Below are 20954 nucleotides of genomic sequence, written 5' to 3'. Positions count from 1 at the left end.
TGCGGCAAGTATTTCGCTAAATTGACGAGCGTCAAGTTTTCACGACATTGATTTTTATGACGACCCGTCAGGTGACCGGGATGCGGATCCTCACGACCTTGCCGGCGGCCGCGCGGAACGCCGCCAGTTCACCGCCGGCCTCGTTGACCAGGAAGCTCACGATCGCGAGCCCACGACCGCTCTCCGCATCCACATCGGCGCCCGGGGAGAAGCGCGGCAGGCGAGGGTCGCCGTCGGCGACGTCGAGCTGCAGCCGACCGCCGCCGAGGGTGACCGTGACCCGCAGCCGGCCTCCGGCGCCGCCTGCGTGCCGGACGGCGTTGGACAGGAGCTCCGTGCCGGCCAGCAGCAGCAGCTCGACGCACGGACAGACGACGCCCCAGCCTTCGAGCGTGCGGCGCAGACGCGCCCGCACCCTGGGGACCTCGAACGCCACCCCCCTCGCGGACCAGCAGGCGATACGGCGCCCCGGAGGGCGAGCGGGAGGGGCGATCACGGACGACACGGAACCGGACATGGGGACTCCCTGACGAGAAGGGCGACGCACCGCCGCGTTGCCTCGTGTAACCTCCCGGGATCACACACCGTCCGACTTGCTCGGCACCGAGGCGTTTACTGCGCCGCACATATTGTGTTACACGTGTAACAACGTACGGCGGACCCCATCTAGATCACAAGGCATTTCGGACATTCGATGGGAAATTTCGCCACAGACCCGCAGAAAGAGGCGGACATGACGCAGTCACCTCCCATGGCCCCGGCCGTACAACCGCCCGCCGGAATCGACTCCGGATGGCCGCCGCCGCCCTACCGCGCCCCCGCTCCGCCGCTGGTCGGCCAGGACGGCGTGCGCCACTTCGACGGACTGACCTACGCGGCCACGCTGGGGTACCGGCCGTGCCTGCTCGACGTGCACGTGCCGGCGTCCGGGCAGCCGGTCCCCGCCGTCGTGTGGATCCACGGAGGCGGCTGGCTGGAGGGCGACCGGCGCTACCCGCCGCCGACCGTGCCGGTCGAGCTGCTCCACGGCGCCGTCCTGGGCGCCGGCCTCGCCCTGATCGCCATCGACTACCGGCACGGCCTCGAGGCGCCGTTCCCGGCACAGCTGCACGACACGAAGGCGGCCATCCGCTACGTCCGTCACTTCGCCGCCGAGCTCGGCATCGACAAGGACCGGATCGCGGTCATGGGCGAGTCGGCGGGCGGACATCTGGCCGCCCTCGCCGGACTCGTACGGCCGGAGGGTACCGGGGCCACCTCCGCGCTGGAGGGCGGCGTCGGCGTCCAGCGCGAGGACAGCGCCGTGCAGGCCGTGGTCGCCTGGTACCCGGCCACGGACATCGGCGTCCTGCTCTCGCACCCGCTGCCGATGCCGCCCGCGCCCGACGGCTCCGCGTACCCGAACCCGTTCGACGCCCTGCTGGGCGGCACCCCCGAGCAGCTGCCGGAGCTCGCCCGCGTCGCCAGCCCGCTCACCTACGCGGGCGCCGCCACCCCGCCCCCGTTCCTCCTGATCCACGGGACGGCAGACCGCCTCCTGCCGTACGGCCAGAGCGAGGCCCTCGCCGCGGCGCTCCGCGACGCCGGCGGGGACGTCACCCTGCGGCCGGTGGAAGGCGCCGACCACATCTTCATCGGCGTCCCCGACGTGACGCCGATCGTCACCGAGAGCGTCGACTTCATCGCCCGCCGACTGGGCGCCTGAGCACCGCTGCCGCACACCCTGCGCGGGGCGCCGTCACGACGGCGCCCCGCGGTTCATCCGCCCGCGGCCCATACGGCGCGGTCCATATCCCCGCGGTCCGTGCCGCGCGGCTCGTGCGCCCGCGGTCCACACCCGTGCGGTTCATACGCCGCGGTCCATACCGCACGGTCCATACCGCACGGTCCATGCCGCGCGGCTCGTGCGCCCGCGGTCCACACCCGTGCGGTTCATACGCCGCGATCCACGCCCCGCGTTCCATACGCCCGCGGTCCGCAACCCCGCACCCGCACCCGCACCCGCACCCGCACCCGCACCCGCGAGAGGTATCCCATGACCGGCACTCCGACCCACCCCCCGGTGGCGTCCGCTCCGGCGCCTTCCCGGCGTCGCCGCCCCTCCCCCACCGCCCCATGCTCCGGCCCGCTCGTCCTCGGAGTCGTCTTCCTGCTGGTCACCGCCGTGCTCGCGGCCACGGTGGTGGCCCGCCCCGAGCGCCCCCTCCCCCAGCCCCTCGACGACATCTGGCTGCGGTGGATGGGAGGCCCGCACGACGGCCCGTACGCCGTGGTCGCCACCCTGCTCGACTGGCTCGGCGGGCCGCTGGGAGTGGTGGTCCCACTGGGGCTGCTGGTCTTCCTGACGGTCCGCAGACGCTGGCCGTCGCTGCTCACTCTGCTGACCACCTACCTGGTGGGGAACTTCCTGGTCCAGGCCCTGAAGCTCGGGGTGGACCGGCCCCGCCCCGCCGACCCGCTGGTCCGGGTGGACCACGGTTCGTTCCCGTCGGGACACGTCGCCGGAACCGCGCTGCTCGTGGTGATCGCCGTCGCCCTGCTCGTGCCCTCGGGCCGACGGCGCGGCTGGTGGGCGGCCGGCGCGCTCCTCGCACTGGCGATGATGTGGAGCCGCACCTGGCTGCACGCGCACTGGCTGAGCGACACCGTGGCCGGCGCCGCGACCGGAGCCGGAACGGCCCTCGTGCTGTGGTGGGCCTTCACTCCGCTGCTGAGCCGGGAAGCGCCCGCACGCGGCAGGGAGCCTCAGGCGGACCGACGGCTCGGAAACGGCTGACAGCTCACGAGGACCGGCGGTGCACCAGGACGGGCTCCATGCCCCGTACCTGCGGCGATGCGCCACGGTCCACCAGTTCGTGCAGGGCGTCGGCGAACTGCGCGGGCGTGGGCAGGTCCAGCCGTACGGACGTCAGCGGCGGCTGCTGCAAGGCCGACAGGACCAGGTCGTCACAGCCGACGACGGCGACGTCCTCCGGGACGGACACGCCTTCCTCGCGCAAGGCGTGCAGCAGCAGCGCGGCGTACTCGTCGTTGTAGGCGAACACCCCGTCCAGGTCCAGCTCGCGCCAGCGCCCGGCGAGTTCGGCGGCGGATTCGTGGGTGTAGGACAGGTCCACCGGGGTGACGGTCGCGGTGCTGCGGGCGGCGACGCCCTCGGCGCCGGCCAGGCGCGGCCGGGCGAAGGTTGCCAGGCCGCGCTCCCGCGGCATGACCACGCCGATCCTCCGCCGCCCCTGGGCCACCAGGTGCTCGACGGCGAGTGCGCCGATACGCGACTGGTCGAAGTCGACGGTGTGGGCGCCGGTCACCTCCCGGGACGCGAACGCCATCACCCCGCGCACCCCTGCCCGGCTCAGCACGTCCACGGCCGGCCCGGACAGGCTGTCGCCCTCCAGTGCCACGACGGCCGCCGGGCGCAGTTCCGCCCAGGCCCGGGCGGCGCTCACCGGGTCGGGGAACCGCCCGGCGTGCAGGACGAGGACGTACCCGTGGCGTTCGAGCTCGCTCTCCAGATCGTCGACCCATTCGCTGACCAGGCGTCCGGCCGCCGAGACCGACGCGGGCATGAGCACGAGATTACTGCGCCCGGCCCGGAGCGACCGGGCGGCGGCGTGCGGTACGTAGCCCAGCTGCTCGGCCGCCGCCAGTACCCGGGAGCGGGTGGTGTCGCTGACCCGGTGCGCCTGGGTGTTGTTGAGGACGAAGGACACCGTCGCCCGGGACACGCCGGCCAGTCGCGCCACATCGGCGCTCGTGACGGCGGCTGCCGCGGTCGGCTTCTTGTCCATGACGTCCCTGCCTCGTCTCGCCCCTCGACCGATCAGCCACGGTCACGGTCCAGGTTACACGCGTCATGCGGCTCCGGTCGCGGGGATCGCGTGCGGGCGGGGCCGGTCCCGAGCCGTCAGGAGCTCGGGACCGGCTGGACCGTCCCCCTGAGACGGCCCGGGACAGTGAAGTTACACGTGTAATAGATCCCTGTGCAGACCCCACGTGAAACCTTTCGACAACGGTGGCTACGCGGCGGCCGTCGTCCGCCGGCCGTGCAGGCGACGCGCGTGCCCGGCGAGGTCGTCCACGGGCAGGGTCACGGAGTCGAACCGCATGGTGGTGCGGGCGTCCGGCCGGTACGGCTCCCAGGTCGGCAGGTCGGCGTGGTTCGGGTCGCCGGTCCGGGCGAAGGCGATCCACGCCCGGTGCATACTCCGCGCCAGCCCCTGCCCCACCGCCGGGTCGAGCCCCTCGACGAGCGGAGCGTGCGCCCAGCTGTCGAAGTTGTCGAAGACGAAGGGGAGTTCCAGACAGTGGGCGGCGGCGAGCCTCCCTCGGTGGGCGGGTGCCGGAAGGTCGAACTGGTACGCCCACACCGGGCGCCCCGATGCGGCCCTCGCCTCGGCCAGTTCCAGACAGGGCACGCGGAACAGCTCGTCCGTGATCAGGTCCATGAGCACATCGACGGGCCGGGCGCCGGGGCGGGTCCGCGCGTATGCGTCATACACCTCGGCCGCCTGCCCCGCGCCGAAGGTCTCCGCGATGCGGTCGACGACCTGCTCGCGGGTGGCCTGGTCGTACCCCGGGTCCAGGGCGAAGCCGAAGTTGGCCTCCTCCCGGGTCCAGCCGACGAGGACGTCGATGTCCGCCGCCGGTCCGTCGAGGAGGGCGCGTGCGGGATGACGGAAGAGCGTGACGTCGTCCCGTACGGGAAGGAAGGGGGTCGGCCAGTACCCCCAGCGCATGGTGTGTGCGAAGAGCCCTCCGGCGGCCTCGATCAACTGCGGCCACGGCAGGCCACGGAGTTCGTCGGCGTCCTCGACTCCGGCGCACCGCAGGTAGGCGTCGACGCGCTCGCGATACTCGGCGGGGGTGGGGATGTGCAGCCCGAGGGGCGGACTCTGGAGGATGGCCCGCTTGAACAGCTTCTGCGCCTCGGGGTGTCCGGCCAGGGCGGCCGTCGAGAGGGCACCGCCCGACTGGCCGGCGACCGTGACGGTGTCGGGGTCCCCGCCGAAGCGGTCGATGTTGTCGCGCACCCACCGCAGCGCGGCCAGCTGGTCGGTGAGCCAGAAGTTGGCGGGCCGCGCGTCCGCCTCGGTCCCGCCGGCGAGATCGTCGGCGATGTCGTCGGCGGTGTCGTCGGCGAAGGAGAGGTAACCGAGCGGGCCGACACGGTAGTTGAGGGTGACGACCACCAGGTCGCCGTCGCGGGCGAAGGTCTCACCCGAGTAGATGGGCAGCGATCCGGAGCCGGAGACGAATCCTCCGCCGTGGATCCAGACCAGCACCGGCCGCCGGGCGTCGTCGAGGGCCGGCGTCCACACGTTGAGCGTGAGGCAGTCGTCGTCGAACGGCGGGTGTCCATGACCGCCCATGACAGGATCGCCGCCCTCCATGAACATCTGCGGCGAACTCGGGCCGTACGCCGTCGCGTCCCGCGTGCCGCTCCAGCCGGGGTGCGGCCGCGCGGCGCGCCAGCGCAGGTCGCCCACCGGTGGCGCGGCGTACGGCACGCCTTTGAACACCGCGACGCCGCCCTCGGTCCGGCCGCGCAGCCGACCGGCCGGCAGCTGGACGACGAGGGGAGTCGCGTCTTGCGTCTCAGCCATGGGTGTCCTCCTTGGTCAATGGTTCGCCGGGCGCATCGGCGCCGCCACCGCACGGACACAGGGCCGAGCGGGGCCGACGGGAATGACCGGCATCGAGCGGAGCAGGGAGACTATGCAGCAATTGTGACGACCGTCAACGAGACGCCACCTGCGGCACTCAGTCCCAGAGGCGGCCGGACGCCGCACGGCAGGCCTCCTCCCCCAGGAGGCGGGCGAACGCGGACCACAGCAGCAGGACCACTCCCGCCCCCATGGCGGCACCCGCCACGGCGTCACTCAGCCACTGGGTGTGCAGCCAAGTGCGGCTCCACACCGTCGCGGCCACCAGGACGGTGGCGAACGGCCACCACCAGCGCCGCACGGCCGGCGGGAAGAGCACCACGCCGGCCACCATCACAAGCGTCGTCACCGTGAAGACCTGGCCGGAGGGGAAGGAGCCGCCGCCCACCAGGACCCACGGCTCCGGCGGGCGCGGACGGTCGATGAGCTGCTTCACGGGGAGAACGACGACGATGTTGGCCAGGACGCAGGCGGCGAACACGAACGCCCCGGATCTCCAGCGCCCGTAGACGGCCAGACACCCCGTCAGCACCAGCGGGACGACCATGCCGAGGGGTCCGCCGAGGACGTCGAGGGCGTGCGCGACCCCCGTCACCGCGTCGTCCGGCGTGCCGCGCATCGAGCTCATCCAGAGATCGTCGATGCCCTGGAACGCCGACGCCCCCTCGCCGAGGGTGGCGATGCCGGCCGCCAGGGCGGCGACCACCAGCAACGATCCGGCCAGCACGGCGAGCCGGGGCGGGGCGGCCGGGACCGGGTGCCGCGCCGGCTCACGGGGATACGGCGGCGGGACGGGAACAGCGCGCGAAACGGGCATGGCTGACCTCCGGGGACTGCGGGGAACCGCGACGCCGACGAGGCGGCGGTGACGGAGACACGAGCGGGAGCAAGACGGGCGGAGACGCGAACAGGAGCGGGTGCGAGCGGAGAAACAGGAGCGGATGCCCGAGCGGGAGCGCGAGCAGAAGCGGGCGGAGATGCGAGCGGGAGCGGGCGGGGACGCGGCCGCCGCGAGAGCAGGGGCCGTACACGGCGGCATCCATGGCGCGAGCGTGCGGCGACCGCCACGCACGGCACCTTCCGGCCAAGGTTGAGCCTTCGCGCCAGTCGGCACAAGAGCGACGCATGAGTAGCTACACGTGTTAGTGGCCAATTCCGGCCCTCGGTCACGGTCGCCATTCAAATGGCGCTGCCCTCTATTCACGGGGCTTCACGAGTGCTACACAGTGCAGCAAGCCCGGGCTAACACGTGTAACCAAACCGTCGCGTCAAGGTGCTCATCCACGTCGCCGTGGCCCGAAACACGTTCTCCCGGCGGTCATCCCCTCATCGCTCCAGCTCGCAGCTCCGCGCTCAGCTCCGTCCCCGAGGAGTCGCCATGCACGCCCCGATCCCCCGCCGCGCGTACCCCGCGCCCGCATCCCCCGGTGGTCACCGTGACAGCCGATGAACTGATCCAGCCGGAGGCGCCGGCCAAGGCGCCCGCACCGCGCCAGCGCGGCCTCATGCTGCTCCTCCTGCTGGCGAACTCCTCGATGCTCGCCGTGTACATGGGCGTCGGCTCGGTGCTGCTGCCCACGCAGATCGCCCAGATCGATCCGGCGAACAAGGTCGCGATCCTCGGCATCGTCGGCGGTGTGAGCTCGATCTTCGCCACCGCGTTCAATCCGATCGCCGGCGCCCTGTCGGACCGCACCGGCCGGCGTAACCCGTGGGTCGTCGGCGGCGCGCTCGCCTCCCTCGCCGGGCTGGCGTTCCTCGGCAGTGTCCGGACCGCGCTGCTGGTGGGCATCGGATGGTGCCTGGTGCAGGCGACCATGAACGTCTACCAGGCCGCCGTCACCGCCATCGTGCCCGACCGTGTCCCGGCCGCCCGCCGGGGCACCGCCTCCGCCGTGGTCGGACTGGCCCTGCCCGTCGGCGGCACCGTCGGCGTGATGATCGCCTCGCAGACGGTGGAGCGGCTGACGACCGGGTATCTCGTGCTCGGCGCCGTGGCGGCCGGCGCGGCCCTGCTGCTCGCCGCCTTCTGCCGTGACGTGCGCCGCGAACCCGCGCCCTCCGTCCCGAAGCGCGAACGGATGGCAGCCTTCCTGTCCGCCCTGGGCCATCACGACTTCCGGTGGGCGTTCATCGGGCGCGCGCTGATGGTGCTCGGCTACTTCTCCGTCGTGGGATACCAGCTGTACATCCTCGACGACCACATCAAACTGCCCGAAGGAATGGCGCCGGCCGAGGCGATCGCGCTGCTGACGCCGGTGTCGATGGCCGCGATGGCCCTGTCCACGATCGTCGGCGGTCTGCTCTCCGACCGCTGGGACCGGCGGAAGATCTTCGTCGGTGTGTCCGCGGCGCTCGCCGGGGTCGTGATGGTGATCCCCGTGATCAGTCCGACCTGGACCGGCATGCTGATCTTCAGCGCCCTCAACGGCCTCGGCTTCGGCTGCTTCATGGCGGTGGACACGGCGGTGGTCACACTCGTCCTGCCCAAGGCGGAGGACGCCGCACGCGACATGGGCGTGCTGAACATCGCCAACGCCGGGCCACAGATCGTCGCCCCGTTCGTCGCCTCCGCCATCGTGACCGCGTTCGGCGGCTATACCCCGCTGTTCATCGTCGGCGGCGCCCTGTCGTTGCTGGGCGCGCTGTCCGTCATCCTCATCCGCGGCGTGCGCTGACGGCCCGTACCGCCGTACGGGGACCTGCCGCACGGGGACCTGCCGTACGGGGACCTGCCGCACGAAGACCCGCCGCACGAAGACCCGCCGGGCGCATGTCGAGGGGGAGCGCGCCCGGCGATCCCCCCCTCTCCCCCTCCTCCCGCCTTCTTCTCCCTCATCGAAGGAGCAACTCCGTGAGACGCAAGCGCGTTCTGCCCCTGGCCGCTCTGCTGCTCTGTACGCCGGCCCTGGCCGGCACGGCGCCGGCGAGCGCGGCCGCGGAGACCGGCCCGGCCGGCCCGCTACGCATCCTGCTGACCAACGACGACGGCTACAACGCCCCCGGTATCCGCATGCTGTTCCAACGGCTGACCGCCGCGGGGCACGACGTCACCATCGTCGCCCCGCTCACCAACCAGAGCGGCGCCGGGACGAAGCTGATGAGCGCCAGCACCATCAGGGTCGAGCACCCCGAGCCCCGGGTGTGGGCCGTGGACGGCACGCCCGGCGACTCGGTGTCCTTCGGTCTCGGCGCGGTGTTCGCCGACCGCGCCCCGGACCTGGTGGTCTCCGGCACCAACTTCGGGCCCAATGTGGCTGCCCTGGCGACCCATTCGGGAACCGTCGGCGGCGCGATCGCCGCTCTGGAGCGGGGCGTGCCCGCGATCGCGGTGAGCACCGGGGAGATGGCGGTACCGGTTCCCGAGCAGATCCTCAACGCCATGCGGCCCACCAACGACTTCACCGTCAAGCTCATCGAGCGGCTGCGGACGCAGGCGAGGAACGGCCGGCTGCTGCCGGAGGGCGTGGGCCTGAACGTGAACCATCCCGTGGTGGGCGCGGACGGTACGGGCACCGCACGCGGCGCGTCCGTCACCACCCAGGATCCGCAGGTGGGGCTGAAGGCGGAGTACACCGATGCCGGTGACGGGACCTGGAAGGTCGGCGTCAGCGTGGTCCCGGCGCCCGACCAGAAGGGCGGCGACGTGGAGGCGGTCGGCGCGGACAAGGTGTCCGTCGCTCCCATCTCCCCCGACTGGAACACCGGCACGGCGGACTTCGCCAAGGTCGCGAAGCTTCTGGGCGGCCTGCGCCCGTAGGCGGACCCCCGCACGCTCCCTCCCCGTCCCGGCGGCGCCACGTCCGCCGGAACGGGGAGGCGTCCGCGTGCGGGCGTGACATGACGTGACGTGACACCGATCGACTTCGGAGAAGAGTTGACAAGGATGACGCGCTCGATCGTTCCCTCGATGGCGGTGGCTCTGGCTCTCGCCGTCGCAGCCCTGTTCACGCACCCGGCGGTCGCCGCCCCTGCGCCGCAGGGCGTCGGCACCGCGCGCCCGGTCGTCACCACCGACCAGGGCCGACTCGCCGGCCAGGTCAACGGCCGGGCCGAGGAGTTCCTGGGCGTCCCGTACGCCGCCCCGCCCGTGGCCGACCTCCGGTTCCGTCCGCCGCGGCAGCCCGCACGGTGGACCGGGACACGGGAGGCCACCCGGCAGGCCCCGGCGTGCGTACAGTTCCTGCCTGTCGGGCTGAGCGACCCGGACCATGTCAGCGAGGACTGCCTGTACCTGGACGTGTACCGGCCTCGCCACGCCCGCCCCGGTGACCGTCTGCCCGTACTGTTCTGGATGCACGGCGGCGCCTTCGTCATGGGCACCGGAACACAGTTCGGCGGCCGGACCATGGCGGACCTCACCAACAGCGTGGTCGTGAGCGTCAACTACCGGCTCGGACAGCTCGGTTACCTCGCCGCGCCCGAACTCACCCGGGAGAACGCCCTCGGCTCGGGATCGTACGGGCTGATGGACCAGCTCGCGGCCCTGAACTGGACCCGCGACAACATCGCCGCCTTCGGCGGGAACCCCGCCAACATCACCCTCTGGGGACAGTCCGCCGGCAGCGCCTCGGTCTGCGCGCTGCTGAGCTCCCCCCGCGCCGCCGGGCTGTTCACCCGCGCCGTCCTCCAGAGCGGACCGTGCGGCCTGATCCGCGCGCCCGGCTCCGCCGAAGCCGCCGAGGCCGCGCGGGACTTCGCGACCGCGGTCGGCTGTCCCGACCCCGCCACCCGGGCCGTCTGCCTGCGTACGGCGCCGTCGGCCGGCCTGGTCGCCGCGGCCCGCACGCGTCCCGCCCCAGGGCCCGCCTTCGGTGACAGCCTGCTCCCCACCCAGCCGTCCGAGGCGATCGCCTCCGGCAGATGGAACAAGGTCCCGGTCCTCATCGGCAGCACCCGGGCCGAAGCGAAGCTCTTCGTGGGCGGTACCCATCCGTACCTCACGGCGCAGGAGTACACCGACCAGATCAACGCCACGTACGGACCGGCGGCGCAGCAGGTGCTGGCGCGCTACCCCGTGGCGGGCCACCCCACCCCCTTCGACGCGCTGTCGGCGGTCGTCACCGACTCCACCTTCGCCTGCCACACGCTCAGCACGGCCCGGACGTTCGCCTCGCAGGTGCCCACGTATGTCTACGAGTTCGACGACCCCCGGTCCCCCGCGCTCCTCGGAGCCCAGCCGCCCGGTGTGGACATGGCCAACGCACACAGCGCCGAACTCGCCTACGTGCACGACTTCACCCTGACCGACCGTCCGCTCACCGCCGACCAGCTCGCCTTCGCCGACGACATGAAGCGCCGCTGGGGCGCGTTCGCACGCACCGGCGACCCCAACATCGCCGGTGAGACGCGCTGGCCCCCGGCCCTCGGCCGGCACACGGTCCTGACCCTCGACCCCGAGCGCACGCGCACCTCCACCACCTTCGCGGCCGACCACCAGTGCGGCTTCTGGGCCGGAGTGGCCTCCCCCGGCGGCATCGAGAAGAGGAACTGAGCCAGGTCGAACGCCCGGCGGACTCACCCCGCCTCGCCCTCGTTCCGGCGGTTCAGTCCTGGCCGAGCCACAGGTCGGGGCCGAAGACCTCGTAGTGGATGTCCTGCGCCCGCACACCCCGGCCGAGCAGGTCGCCGCGTACCGCGCGCATGAACGGCAGCGGCCCGCAGACGTAGGCGGTCAGGCCCTCCTGGAGCTCCAGGGCGGTGACGTCGGCCTGGCCGCGTGCCGCCTCCGAGGCGTGGTCGCCGGGCTCTTCGTACCAGAGGTGCAGCGTCGCGCCGGGGAGCGCGCGCACCAGCCGGCGCAGCTCGTCGCGGTGGGCGTGGTCGGTGCGGGTGCGGTCCGCTGGGTGATCTCGCCGATGGCCGCGCCGACGGCGGGCAGGGTGGCGCGGACGACCGGCGCGGACTGCTCGGAGAGCACGACGACTCCTCAAACCGGTAAGTGATCTACGTGTTTTCGGGTGTGGGGGCGCACGCGCGTCAGGCCGGGCGGCTCAGTCGGGCCGGCGCGTGGCAAGACCGAGGAGGACCGGGCCCGTCGGCGAGCCGACCAGGTCGGCGACGGTCAGCGGGTCGAGGGTGGCGCAGAAGGCTTCCTGTGCGTCGCGCAGTGCGCGTCGCAGCCGGCACGCCCCGCGCAGCGGGCAGGGCTGTTCGCCTTCGCAGGCGACGACTTCACCCTCCCCTTCCAACTCCCTGACCAGCCAGCCGACCGACGCCTGCCGCCCGAGGCCGGTGAGCGAGAGCCCGCCACCGCGGCCGCGCCGGGCTTCCAGCACCCCGAGGTGCTGCAGGCGGGTGACCGCCTTCGCCATGTGGGTGGCGGGTACGCCCATGGCCTCCGCCACCTCCTGGGTGGTGAGAGGACCGTCCTGTTCGCAGACCGCCAGGCGCATGACAGCACGCAGCGCCAGGTCGGTGAACTTCGTCAACCGCACGCCGGGACGCCAACAATCCAGAGCCTGGACACCGTCGCGGACGCCGTTGTCGACCACGCCGAGCGGTCCGCCCCCCGCAACGACGACATCGCGCCGCTCCTGATCCGGACAGCCCTCTGACCTCGCGGAGCGAGACTCCTCACCGCCGTAGCTACTTCTGAGTACTCACACCGTCATGTAGCGTCCGGAGCCGCTTGATCCGTTTTTCCTGACGCTGCTCGATGAGGACTCATGCTCGCCAACGCCGACGTGCCGATCGCCGCTCCCCCGGGACAGGGGTTCCGTGAGGGGCCCACCGACGCATCGTCACGCCGAATAGCAGGCAGAGACGGGCTGGTCCCATGAGATTCCGGATCAATCGCGCGGGCCGCGCCTCCGCGCACCCGTCCGCCGCGGACCCGGCTCCCGTACACGCCCCGGCGCCGCACACCGCCGAGCCGCAGGCCGCCGAGCCGCCCCTGTCGGCCCGCGAGATGGAGCTGATACGGGCCTCCGTCTCGGTGGTCGCGCCCGTCGCCGCGGAGATGACGGTCTACTTCTACGCGATCCTCTTCGCCCGCTACCCCGCCGTCCGGTCGATGTTCCCGCCGGGCATGGACGCCCAGCGCGACCGCCTGCTGCGCGCGCTGCTGCGCATCGTGGACCTGGTCGACGATCCGGAGAACCTGGTCCGCTTCTGCGGACATCTCGGGCGCGACCACCGCAAGTTCGGCACCCTCCCGGAGCACTTCCCGGCCGTGGGCGAGTGTCTCCTGGCTTCTCTGGCCCGCTACGCCGGCCCCGCGTGGACCGCCGAGATCGCCGCCGCCTGGACCAAGGCGTACGGCACGGTCGCCCAGGTCATGATCAGCGCCGCCGAGGAGGACCAGGCCGTACGGCCCGCCGTCTGGCACGCCACGATCGTGCACCGCGCCTCGCGCGGCAACGGCATCGCCGAGATCACCGTCCGCCCGCACACGCCGTACGAGTACGCCGCCGGGCAGTACGTGAGCATCGAAACGCCCTGGTGGCCCAAGCAGTGGCGCTACTACTCCCCGGCCAACGCCCCCCGCCAGGACGGTACCCTCACCTTTCACGTGCGGGCCGTGCCCGGCGGCGCCGTCAGCGGCGTGCTCGTGCACCAGGCGGCCGTGGGCGACGTGGTCCAGCTCGGGCCGCCGATGGGGGACATGGTCCTGGACGCCGCAGTCCACCGCGACCTGCTCTGCGTGGCCGGCGGCACCGGCCTCGCCCCCATCCGTGCGCTGGTCGAGGAGGTCGCCCGCCGCGGCGAGCGCCACCAGGTCGACCTCTTCCTCGGCGCCCGGACCGGCGCGGAGCTGTACGGCGTCGAGGACATGCTCCGGATGGCCCAGCGGTATCACTGGCTGACCATCAGGGGCGCGGTCTCCGACGAGTACATCCCCGGCATCAGGGGATCCCTGCCGGAGGTGCTGACCGAGTACGGGCCGTGGTACCAACACGACGTCTACCTCAGCGGTCCGGTGCCGATGGTCGTCTCCGCCAAGGAAACGCTGACGCGGGGCGGTACTTTGCCCGATCGTATCCACCACGACCCGTACGAGACCCCCGTCCTGTCCATGCCCTGAGCCCAGCGCTTGTCCGTCCTGCCAGGAGAACGCCCCGTGCCCCTGCCTCCGCCACCCTTCGGATCCGCCGGCGAGCACCAGCTGCAGCAGCAACTGGGGACCGCCGATCGCGCCGCCCGGTTCTACGACCAACAGGTACGCCCGTACCTCACGCCCGACATGCGGGACTTCATCGGCCGTCAGGCGATGGTCTTCCTGGCCACCGCCGACTCCCACGGGGAGTGCGACGCCAGCTTCCGCGCCGGGCCGCCGGGGTTCGTCCACGTCATCGACGACCGCACGCTCGCCTACCCCGAGTTCCGCGGGAACGGTGTGCTCGCCAGCGCGGGCAACATGATGGAGAACCCCCATCTGGGCATGCTGTTCGTGGACTTCACCCACCACCACGTGGGCCTGCACGTCAACGGTGTCGCCCGGCTCTACACCGACGCGAGCCTGCGCTCCTTCCATCCCGCGCTGCCCACGGGCGTCGCGCCCGGGCGCGGCCCGGAGATGTGGGTGCATGTGAGCGTCGAAGAGGCGTACATCCACTGCTCCAAGTACATACCCCACCTGGAACCGGCCCCCCGTCCCGCCGGTCATGACCCCGCGCGCCCCAAGGACGCGGAGTACTTCACCGGGCTCGACCGGGGCCCGGCCCCCGCACGGAGCGCCGCGCACCGGCCCGGATGAGCGGCGGCGCGCTCGCCGCCGCCACGCCTCGGCGCAGCCGGAGGAGCCGGAGCACGTTGACGGTGCGGGTGCCCCGGATGCCGTGGGGGGCGGGCACCGCAGCAGCACGTCGTCCGTCACGGTGCGCCACCGGTGCGGCGGCAGGGCGAGCGCGGCGGGGACGTCGGCCGTGGGGCTACGAGTGGCTCTACGTGCTGACCGCGCCCCCCGCCGCGAACAAGGCGGACGGTCGCGCCTGACGGCCGCGGCGGGGCCACACGCTGCGGTGGCGGCCCGATCGGGGGCAGCATGGAAGGACCGGGCGCCACGGCTCGTACGCGGTGCGGCCGGGCGTCGTGGCGCCGACCGGAGGGAGTGCACGGTGACGGCCGGTTCTTTCCGGGGCGAGGAGGGCGGGCCCCTTGCGGCGTCCGGGCCGAGCGGCCTGCTGGACGTGCTGGGCGTCGCGGCCGCGGTGGTCGACGCCCACGGCCGGATCGTGTTCTGGAGCCCTCAGGCCGAGGAGCTGTTCGGCTACACCGCCGCGGAGGCCCTCGGCCGGTACGCGGCCCGTCTGCTGGTCCAGGAGGAGCACCGGGATCTGGTGGTGCGGCTGTTCGCCGAGGTGATGCTGAGCGGCGAGAGCTGGGCCGGGGCCTTCCCCATCCGGCCCAAGGAGGGCGGCGTCCGGCTGGTGGAGTTCCGCAACATGCGGCTGCTCGACAGCTTCGGGGACGTGTACGCGCTCGGCATCGCCGCCGACCACGGCACCGTACGCCGCGTGGAGCGGGACATCGCGCTCTCCGAGCGGCTCGTCTCGCAGTCCCCGATCGGGCTCGCCGTCCTCGACACCGACCTGCGGTTCCTGCTGGTCAACCCGGCGCTGGAGCGTATCGACGGGATCCGGGCCGGCGACCACACCGGCCGGCGGATCAGGGACACCCTGCCCTTCCAGGACATCGACGCCCTCGAAACGGCGCTGCGCGGGGTGCTCACCACCGGCACCCCGGTCCTCGACCGGTACACGGTCGGCCGTACCCCTTCCGACCCGGTCGGCGAGCACGCCTGGTCGGTCTCCTTCTACCGGCTGGAAGGCGCCCACGAGCGGGTGCTGGGGGCCGCCGCCTCCATCGTCGACGTCACCGAGCGCCACCGCGCGACCACCGAGGCGGACCGGGCCCGGCGGCGCCTCGCCCTGATCGCGGACGCCTCCGCCCGGGTCGGCACCACCCTGGAGGTGGACCGCACCGCCCATGAGCTGGCGGAGGTGACGGTGCCCGAGCTCGCCGACGTCGCCGCGGTCGACGTCCTCGACTCCGTCCTGTCCTGCCGCCGCCCCGGCGCCCCGGTCAGCGGCCCCGAACTCTTCCGGGCTCTGGCGGTGCGGGCCGTCCGGCCCACCGAGGCGCTGGACGCCGCCGATCCCGCCGGTGAGCCCGCGATGTACGGCGGCGACCGGCTGATCACCCGCTGTGTGCACACCGGCCGGCCGGTGCTGGTGCCCGAGGTCGGCAAGGCGGACCTGCTCCGCATCGCCCGGAACGCCGACGCCGCCGCCCAGCTGGCCCGGGCGGGCGTCCACTCGTACCTCGCCGTGCCGCTGATCGCCCGCGGGGAGGTCCTCGGCGCGCTGGATCTCAAGCGCACCCGCAATCCTCTGCCGTTCGACGAGGACGACACCCTGCTCGCCAGCGAGCTGGCCGCCCGGGCCGCCGTCGCCATCGACAACGCCCGCTGGTACCAGAGCGTGCGCAACTCCGCGATCACCCTCCAGCGCAGCCTCCTGCCAGGGCGGCCGCCGCCCCGGGCCGGTCTGGAGATCGCCTCCCGCTACCAGCCGGCCCAGGCCTCCAGCGAGGTCGGGGGCGACTGGTACGACGTGATCCCGCTCGCCGACGACAAGACCGCGCTGGTCGTGGGCGATGTGATGGGCAGCGGTATCGACGCCGCCGCCACCATGGGCCGGCTGCGCACCGCCACCTGCGCGTTCGCCGACCTCGATCTCGATCCGGCGGAGGTCCTCCGGCATCTCGACAAGATCACCGCCGGCCTGGAGCACTACATCGCCACCTGCCTGTTCGCCGTGCACGACCCGCGGCAGGGGCGGTGCCGGATCGCCAACGCGGGCCACCTGCCGCCCGTACTTCTGCCGACCGGCGGATCCGCGCGACTGGTCGACCTGCCCAGCGGAGCGCCTCTTGGCGTCGGCGGCATCCCCTTCGAGACGATCGGCATCGACTTCTCCGTCGGGGACCAGCTGATCCTCTACACCGACGGTCTGGTCGAGACCCGCGACGATCCCATCGACGAACGGCTGGAGGCTCTGCTGCACCTCCTCGACGACCCGGGACGGCCGCTGGAGGACACCTGCGACCTGCTGCTCCGGTCGCTGCGCCGCCCCGACGACCCCGACGACGTCGCGCTCCTGATCGCCCGGAGCGGACCTCGCGCCCCCGACAGTGCGGGAAGCCCCTCATGACCGACCGCCCCGACCGCCCCGCGCCGACCCCGCCCCGGCAGCAGCCGCAGCCGTCCGGGCGGCGGCCATGGCTGCTGCACGGCGTGCGCAGCGTCGCCGGTCAGGTGTTCGCCCTCCAGGCGCTGATCGCCCTCCTGCTGATCGCCGCGGCCGCCGCGGCCCTCGTCCTGCAGGCGCGGTACGACAGCGAGCGGGAGGCGCGCCACCGCTCGCTGGCCGCCGCCGAGGCGTTCGCGCACGCCCCCGGCCTCGTCGACGCGCTGAACGCACCGGATCCGACGGCCGTCCTCCAGGCGCGGACCGAGGCCGCCCGCCGCGCCTCCGGGGTCGACTTCATCGCCGTGATGACCCCCGACGGCATCCGGCACACCGACTCCGACCTGGCGCTGATCGGCCAGCGCGCCACGGGTGACATCGCCCGGGCGGCGGCCGGGGAGTCCTTCACCGAGATCTTCGAGGGGGAGCCGAGCGACGCGGTCCGGGCCGTCGTGCCCGTACGGGACGACGGCGGCCGGATCGTCGGCCTGGTCGGCACCGGCATCGAGATCCAGAACGTCTCCGACGTGGTGGAGGGTCAGCTGCCGCTGCTGCTGGGCGCCGCGGCGGGCGCGCTCGTGCTGGCCACGGTCGGCGCCGCGCTGGTGAGCCGGCGGCTGCGGCGCCAGACCCACGGTCTGGGACCGGCCGAGATGACCCGGATGAAGGAGCATCACGAGGCGGTGCTGCACGCCGTGCGGGAGGGCGTGCTCATCGTCGGGTCCGACGGGCGGCTGCTGCTCGCCAACGACGAGGCCCGCCGCCTGCTCGACCTGCCGGCGGACGCCGAACAGCTCCCCGTCGACGGCCTCGGCCTCGACCCGCACACCACCGAGCTGCTCGCCTCGGGCCGGGAGGCGACCGACGAGGTGTACCTGGCCGGGGAGCGGCTGCTCGCCGTCAACGTCCGGCCCACCAAGCCGTACGCCGGGCACCCCTCGGGCCTCGTCATGACGCTGCGCGACTCGACCGAGCTCGCCGCCCTGGCGGGGCGGGCCGAACTGGCCAGGGGCCGACTGGACCTGCTGTACGACGCGGGCGTACGGATCGGCACCACCCTGGACGTGGTGCGCACCGCCGAGGAGCTGTCGGAGGTCGCGGTCCCCCGCTTCGCGGACTTCGTGACCGTGGAACTGCTCGACCCCGTCCTGCGCGGCGAGGAGCCGTCCGGCGCGGACACGGAGATGCGGCGTACGGCGCTCAGCGGCATCCGCACCGACCAGCCCCTGCAACCGGTGGGCGACATCATCCGGTTCGTCGTCCCCAGCACCCCGATGGCGGCGGCGCTGGATACCGGTCACGCGGTGCTGGAGGCGGATCTGACAACGGCCACGGGCTGGCATGTGCAGGATCCGGAGGGGGCCGAGCAGGCGCTGGAGTACGGCTTCCACTCGCTCGTCGCCGTGCCGTTGCAGGCCCGTGGGGTGGTGCTGGGGATGGCGAACTTCTGGCGGGCCGACAGTCCCGAGCCGTTCGGCGAGGAGGACGTCGCCTTCGCCGAGGAGCTCGCGGCGCGCGCCGCCGTCTCCATCGACAACGCCCGGCGATTCACCCGGGAGCACACCATGGCGGTGACGCTCCAGCGGAGCCTGCTCCCCCGGGTCCTGCCGGAGCAGAACGCCGTCGAGGTCGCCCACCGCTACCTGCCCGCGAAGGCGGGTGTGGGCGGGGACTGGTTCGACGTGATCCCGCTGCCCGGCGCCCGGGTCGCGCTGGTCGTCGGGGACGTCGTGGGCCACGGGCTGCACGCGGCGGCCACCATGGGCCGGCTGCGGACCGCGGTGCACAACTTCTCCACGCTGGACCTGCCGCCCGACGAACTCCTCGCCCACCTCGACGAGTTGATTGCCCGCATCGACCAGAACGAGGCCGGGGACGGCGACGGCTCCCGGGAGGCGATCGCGGGCGCCACGCTGCTGTACGCCATCTACGACCCGACGTCGGGGCGGTGCACCATGGCCAGCGCCGGGCATCCCGGCCCCGCGCTGGTGCACGAGGACGGCCGGGTGGTGTTCCCCGAGGTGCCCCCCTGCCTGCCGCTCGGGGTGGGGGGCATGCCCTTCGAGTCCGTGGAGCTGCGGCTGCCCGAGGAGAGCCGGCTCGTGCTGTTCACCGACGGTCTGCTGGAGGACCGCGACCGCGACTTCGACACCGGTCTGGGGCTGCTGCGCGAGTCGCTGGCCCGGCCGGGCCGCAGCCCGGAGCAGATCTGCGCGGACGTGCTGGCCGCGCTGCTCTTCCCGGCGCCCAGCGACGACATCGCGCTGCTGGTCGCCGGTCCGCGTCTGCTGCCGGGGGACCGGATCGCACAGTGGGACGTCCCCGCGGAGCCGGCCGCCGTGTCGCGGGTACGCAACGCCGCCGCGGAGCAGCTCGAAGCCTGGGACCTCGACGCCATCGCCTACACCACCGAACTCATCCTCAGCGAGCTGGTCACCAACGCGATCCGCTACGGCGGCGAGCCCATCCGGGTCCGGCTGCTCCGCGACAGCGCCCTGATCTGCGAGATCTCCGACAGCAGCAGCACCGCGCCGCATCTGCGGTACGCGGCCAGCACCGACGAGGGCGGCCGCGGTCTGTTCCTCGTCGCCCAGCTGGCCGAACGGTGGGGCACGCGCTACACCGAGCGCGGCAAGGTCATCTGGGCCGAACTCCCGCTCACCGACGGCGTGGGGGCGCTGGCGGGGCCGGTGGCGGACCTGGACGCGCTGGAGGACCTGGCCTGGTGAGGGCCTGCCGGGGCGAGGGGAGCAGGGTGCGGAGGTGCGGAGTTGCGGCGGGGTCAGGCGCCGGCTTCCTCGGCGGCCTTGGCCTCCTCGGCCTGGGCCTGGCGCATGGCGCGGGCGCCGACGACGACGGACGCCGCCACCGCGCTGCCGAGGAAGGCCGCGGCCACCGTCCAGGGCCGGTCGAAGAGGTGGCCGGTGACATGGTCGAGGGAGTAGTCACCGGGGCCCGTGAGGCCGATGGCGGCCGCGGTGAAGCCGAGGAAGGCGGGGTACTCGAAGCCGCCGGCCTGGGCGAAGAATCCGGCCGGGGCGTGGACGGAGACCGCGCCCGCCATCGCTCCCGCGGCGGCGGCGCCCGCGGCGGGGGTGGCGAGGCCGAGAGCGAGGAGCAGACCGCCGCCGGCCTCGCCGAGCCCGGCGGCCATCGCACTCTGCCTGCCGGGACGGAACCCCATGGCCTCCATGGCCTTGGTGGTGCCGTCCAGGCCGCCCCCGCCGAACCAGCCGAAGAGTTTCTGTGCTCCGTGCGCGACGAGGACCACGCCGGTTCCGGTCCGTAGGGCAAGCAGTCCGAGGTCGTGTCGCTTGAGGGCGGTCATGGGGTCTCCCGGGCAGCGGTGGGTCAGGGGTCGTGCCACCACTCTCGTGCGGCGGGCGGGCCGGGGCGCTGCCGGACTGGGCCGTACGGGGCAGGACCCGCACGGGCCCGACGGGCGGGCGGAACCGGCGGACCGGGCGGGGGCGCGTCCGAAACGGCTCCCGGCGAGGGTGTGAGCGGGGATGCGGGACCTGCGCCCGGCACGAACCGTCCTGAGCCGGGCACGAACCGCCCCTCAGCCGGCACGAACCGCCCTGAGCCGGGCATACGAGTGCCGCCCCGGCCGGGTCACTTGACCCGTGCGCTAGATTTTGCCTCTCCCTGACCACGATCGTTTCGGTCAACGATCGATCTCTTTACTGACACGGAGCCGGCAACTTCATGAGCGACATCGTCAACGGACTCGGCCGGGCCACCGCCTACGGTGCCCTCGGCGTGGTTCTGCTGATCCTCGGCATCTTCCTCATCGATGCGCTGACTCCCGGCAAGCTCGGCCGCCAGATCTGGCAGGAGCGCAACCGCAACGCCGCGACGCTGCTCAGCTCGGCGCTGCTCGGCATAGGCGGCATCGTCTTCACCTCCATCTGGACGACGTACCACGACTTCGGCAAGGGCCTGGTGTCCACCGCCGCGTTCGGTCTGCTGGGCCTGGTGATGATGGCGGTGGCCTTCCTCGTCGTCGACCTCGTCACCCCCGGCAAGCTGGGCGCCACCCTGGTCGATCCGCAGCCGCACCCGGCGGTCTGGGTGACCGCCTCGTGCAACCTCGCGG

General features: G+C 73.0%; 16 protein-coding genes and 1 pseudogene. 10 read left to right on the top strand and 7 right to left on the bottom strand.

What is annotated here, in order from left to right:
- Window positions 1–67: 67 nt before the first annotated feature.
- The gene (locus tag IEZ01_RS00840) at window positions 68–517 is read right to left on the bottom strand and encodes an ATP-binding protein (protein ID WP_189199296.1); all 450 of its coding nucleotides are present in this window, start codon (window positions 515–517) and stop codon (window positions 68–70) included.
- A gap of 216 nt (window positions 518–733) precedes the next feature.
- On the opposite strand from IEZ01_RS00840, the gene IEZ01_RS00835 reads away from it, so the two are divergent.
- Entirely contained in the window at window positions 734–1705 is a 972-nt protein-coding gene (locus IEZ01_RS00835; RefSeq protein WP_229832558.1) for an alpha/beta hydrolase, read from the top strand.
- A 330-nt stretch (window positions 1706–2035) separates the two neighbouring features.
- Window positions 2036–2776, top strand: coding sequence for a phosphatase PAP2 family protein (locus tag IEZ01_RS00830; protein ID WP_189199294.1), 741 nt, complete (start codon window positions 2036–2038; stop codon window positions 2774–2776).
- Between the two features lie 4 nt (window positions 2777–2780).
- On the opposite strand, the gene IEZ01_RS00825 is transcribed toward IEZ01_RS00830, so the two are convergent.
- The 3 genes from IEZ01_RS00825 to IEZ01_RS00815 form a co-directional block, all read right to left on the bottom strand.
- On the bottom strand, window positions 2781–3788 hold the full coding sequence (locus IEZ01_RS00825; RefSeq protein WP_189199293.1) for a LacI family DNA-binding transcriptional regulator: 1008 nt from the start codon (window positions 3786–3788) through the stop codon (window positions 2781–2783).
- A gap of 228 nt (window positions 3789–4016) precedes the next feature.
- On the bottom strand, window positions 4017–5603 hold the full coding sequence (locus IEZ01_RS00820; RefSeq protein ID WP_189199291.1) for a carboxylesterase/lipase family protein: 1587 nt from the start codon (window positions 5601–5603) through the stop codon (window positions 4017–4019).
- Window positions 5604–5760: 157 nt separating this feature from the next.
- Window positions 5761–6480 (bottom strand): phosphatase PAP2 family protein, encoded by a 720-nt coding sequence (locus IEZ01_RS00815; protein WP_189199289.1) that lies wholly within the window; start codon window positions 6478–6480, stop codon window positions 5761–5763.
- Between the two features lie 619 nt (window positions 6481–7099).
- Between IEZ01_RS00815 and IEZ01_RS00810 the strand changes: the two genes are divergently transcribed.
- The 3 genes from IEZ01_RS00810 (at window position 7100) to IEZ01_RS00800 (ending at window position 11157) form a co-directional block, all read left to right on the top strand.
- Window positions 7100–8341, top strand: a complete 1242-nt coding sequence (locus tag IEZ01_RS00810; RefSeq protein ID WP_189199287.1) for an MFS transporter — start codon at window positions 7100–7102, stop codon at window positions 8339–8341.
- 176 nt (window positions 8342–8517) lie between these two features.
- Window positions 8518–9423: a 5'/3'-nucleotidase SurE gene (surE, locus tag IEZ01_RS00805; RefSeq protein WP_019890781.1), complete on the top strand. Its 906-nt coding sequence runs from the start codon at window positions 8518–8520 to the stop codon at window positions 9421–9423.
- Window positions 9424–9549: 126 nt separating this feature from the next.
- On the top strand, window positions 9550–11157 hold the full coding sequence (locus IEZ01_RS00800; protein WP_189199285.1) for a carboxylesterase/lipase family protein: 1608 nt from the start codon (window positions 9550–9552) through the stop codon (window positions 11155–11157).
- A 52-nt stretch (window positions 11158–11209) separates the two neighbouring features.
- Here IEZ01_RS00800 and IEZ01_RS00795 read toward each other — a convergent pair.
- Both IEZ01_RS00795 and IEZ01_RS00790 read right to left on the bottom strand, forming a co-directional pair.
- Window positions 11210–11506, bottom strand: a pseudogene (locus IEZ01_RS00795) (ferredoxin reductase domain-containing protein); the annotation flags it as partial.
- Between the two features lie 150 nt (window positions 11507–11656).
- Complete coding sequence (locus IEZ01_RS00790) at window positions 11657–12100, bottom strand: RrF2 family transcriptional regulator (protein ID WP_189199281.1); 444 nt, start codon at window positions 12098–12100, stop codon at window positions 11657–11659.
- Between the two features lie 341 nt (window positions 12101–12441).
- Between IEZ01_RS00790 and IEZ01_RS00785 the strand changes: the two genes are divergently transcribed.
- The 4 genes from IEZ01_RS00785 to IEZ01_RS00770 all read left to right on the top strand — a co-directional run bounded on the left by IEZ01_RS00785 (window position 12442) and on the right by IEZ01_RS00770 (window position 19584).
- Window positions 12442–13689, top strand: a complete 1248-nt coding sequence (locus tag IEZ01_RS00785) for a globin domain-containing protein (protein ID WP_189199279.1) — start codon at window positions 12442–12444, stop codon at window positions 13687–13689.
- Window positions 13690–13725: 36 nt separating this feature from the next.
- Window positions 13726–14361 (top strand): pyridoxamine 5'-phosphate oxidase family protein, encoded by a 636-nt coding sequence (locus tag IEZ01_RS00780; protein ID WP_019890777.1) that lies wholly within the window; start codon window positions 13726–13728, stop codon window positions 14359–14361.
- Window positions 14362–14722: 361 nt separating this feature from the next.
- Window positions 14723–16819, top strand: a complete 2097-nt coding sequence (locus IEZ01_RS00775; protein ID WP_019890776.1) for a SpoIIE family protein phosphatase — start codon at window positions 14723–14725, stop codon at window positions 16817–16819.
- Complete coding sequence (locus IEZ01_RS00770) at window positions 16816–19584, top strand: SpoIIE family protein phosphatase (RefSeq protein ID WP_019890775.1); 2769 nt, start codon at window positions 16816–16818, stop codon at window positions 19582–19584. Before IEZ01_RS00775 ends, IEZ01_RS00770 begins: the two co-directional genes overlap by 4 nt.
- A gap of 53 nt (window positions 19585–19637) precedes the next feature.
- On the opposite strand, the gene IEZ01_RS00765 is transcribed toward IEZ01_RS00770, so the two are convergent.
- On the bottom strand, window positions 19638–20183 hold the full coding sequence (locus tag IEZ01_RS00765; RefSeq protein WP_019890774.1) for a DoxX family membrane protein: 546 nt from the start codon (window positions 20181–20183) through the stop codon (window positions 19638–19640).
- A gap of 380 nt (window positions 20184–20563) precedes the next feature.
- Between IEZ01_RS00765 and IEZ01_RS00760 the strand changes: the two genes are divergently transcribed.
- The coding region (locus IEZ01_RS00760; protein ID WP_229832557.1) for a DUF350 domain-containing protein at window positions 20564–20954 on the top strand (391 nt) is incomplete at its 3' end.

Origin of the sequence: Streptomyces purpureus (assembly GCF_014648195.1) — a bacterium.
Taxonomy (GTDB): domain Bacteria; phylum Actinomycetota; class Actinomycetes; order Streptomycetales; family Streptomycetaceae; genus Streptomyces; species Streptomyces purpureus.
The sequence above is the reverse complement of the archived record's forward strand: the minus strand, read 5'-3'. Positions and strand labels throughout refer to the sequence as shown.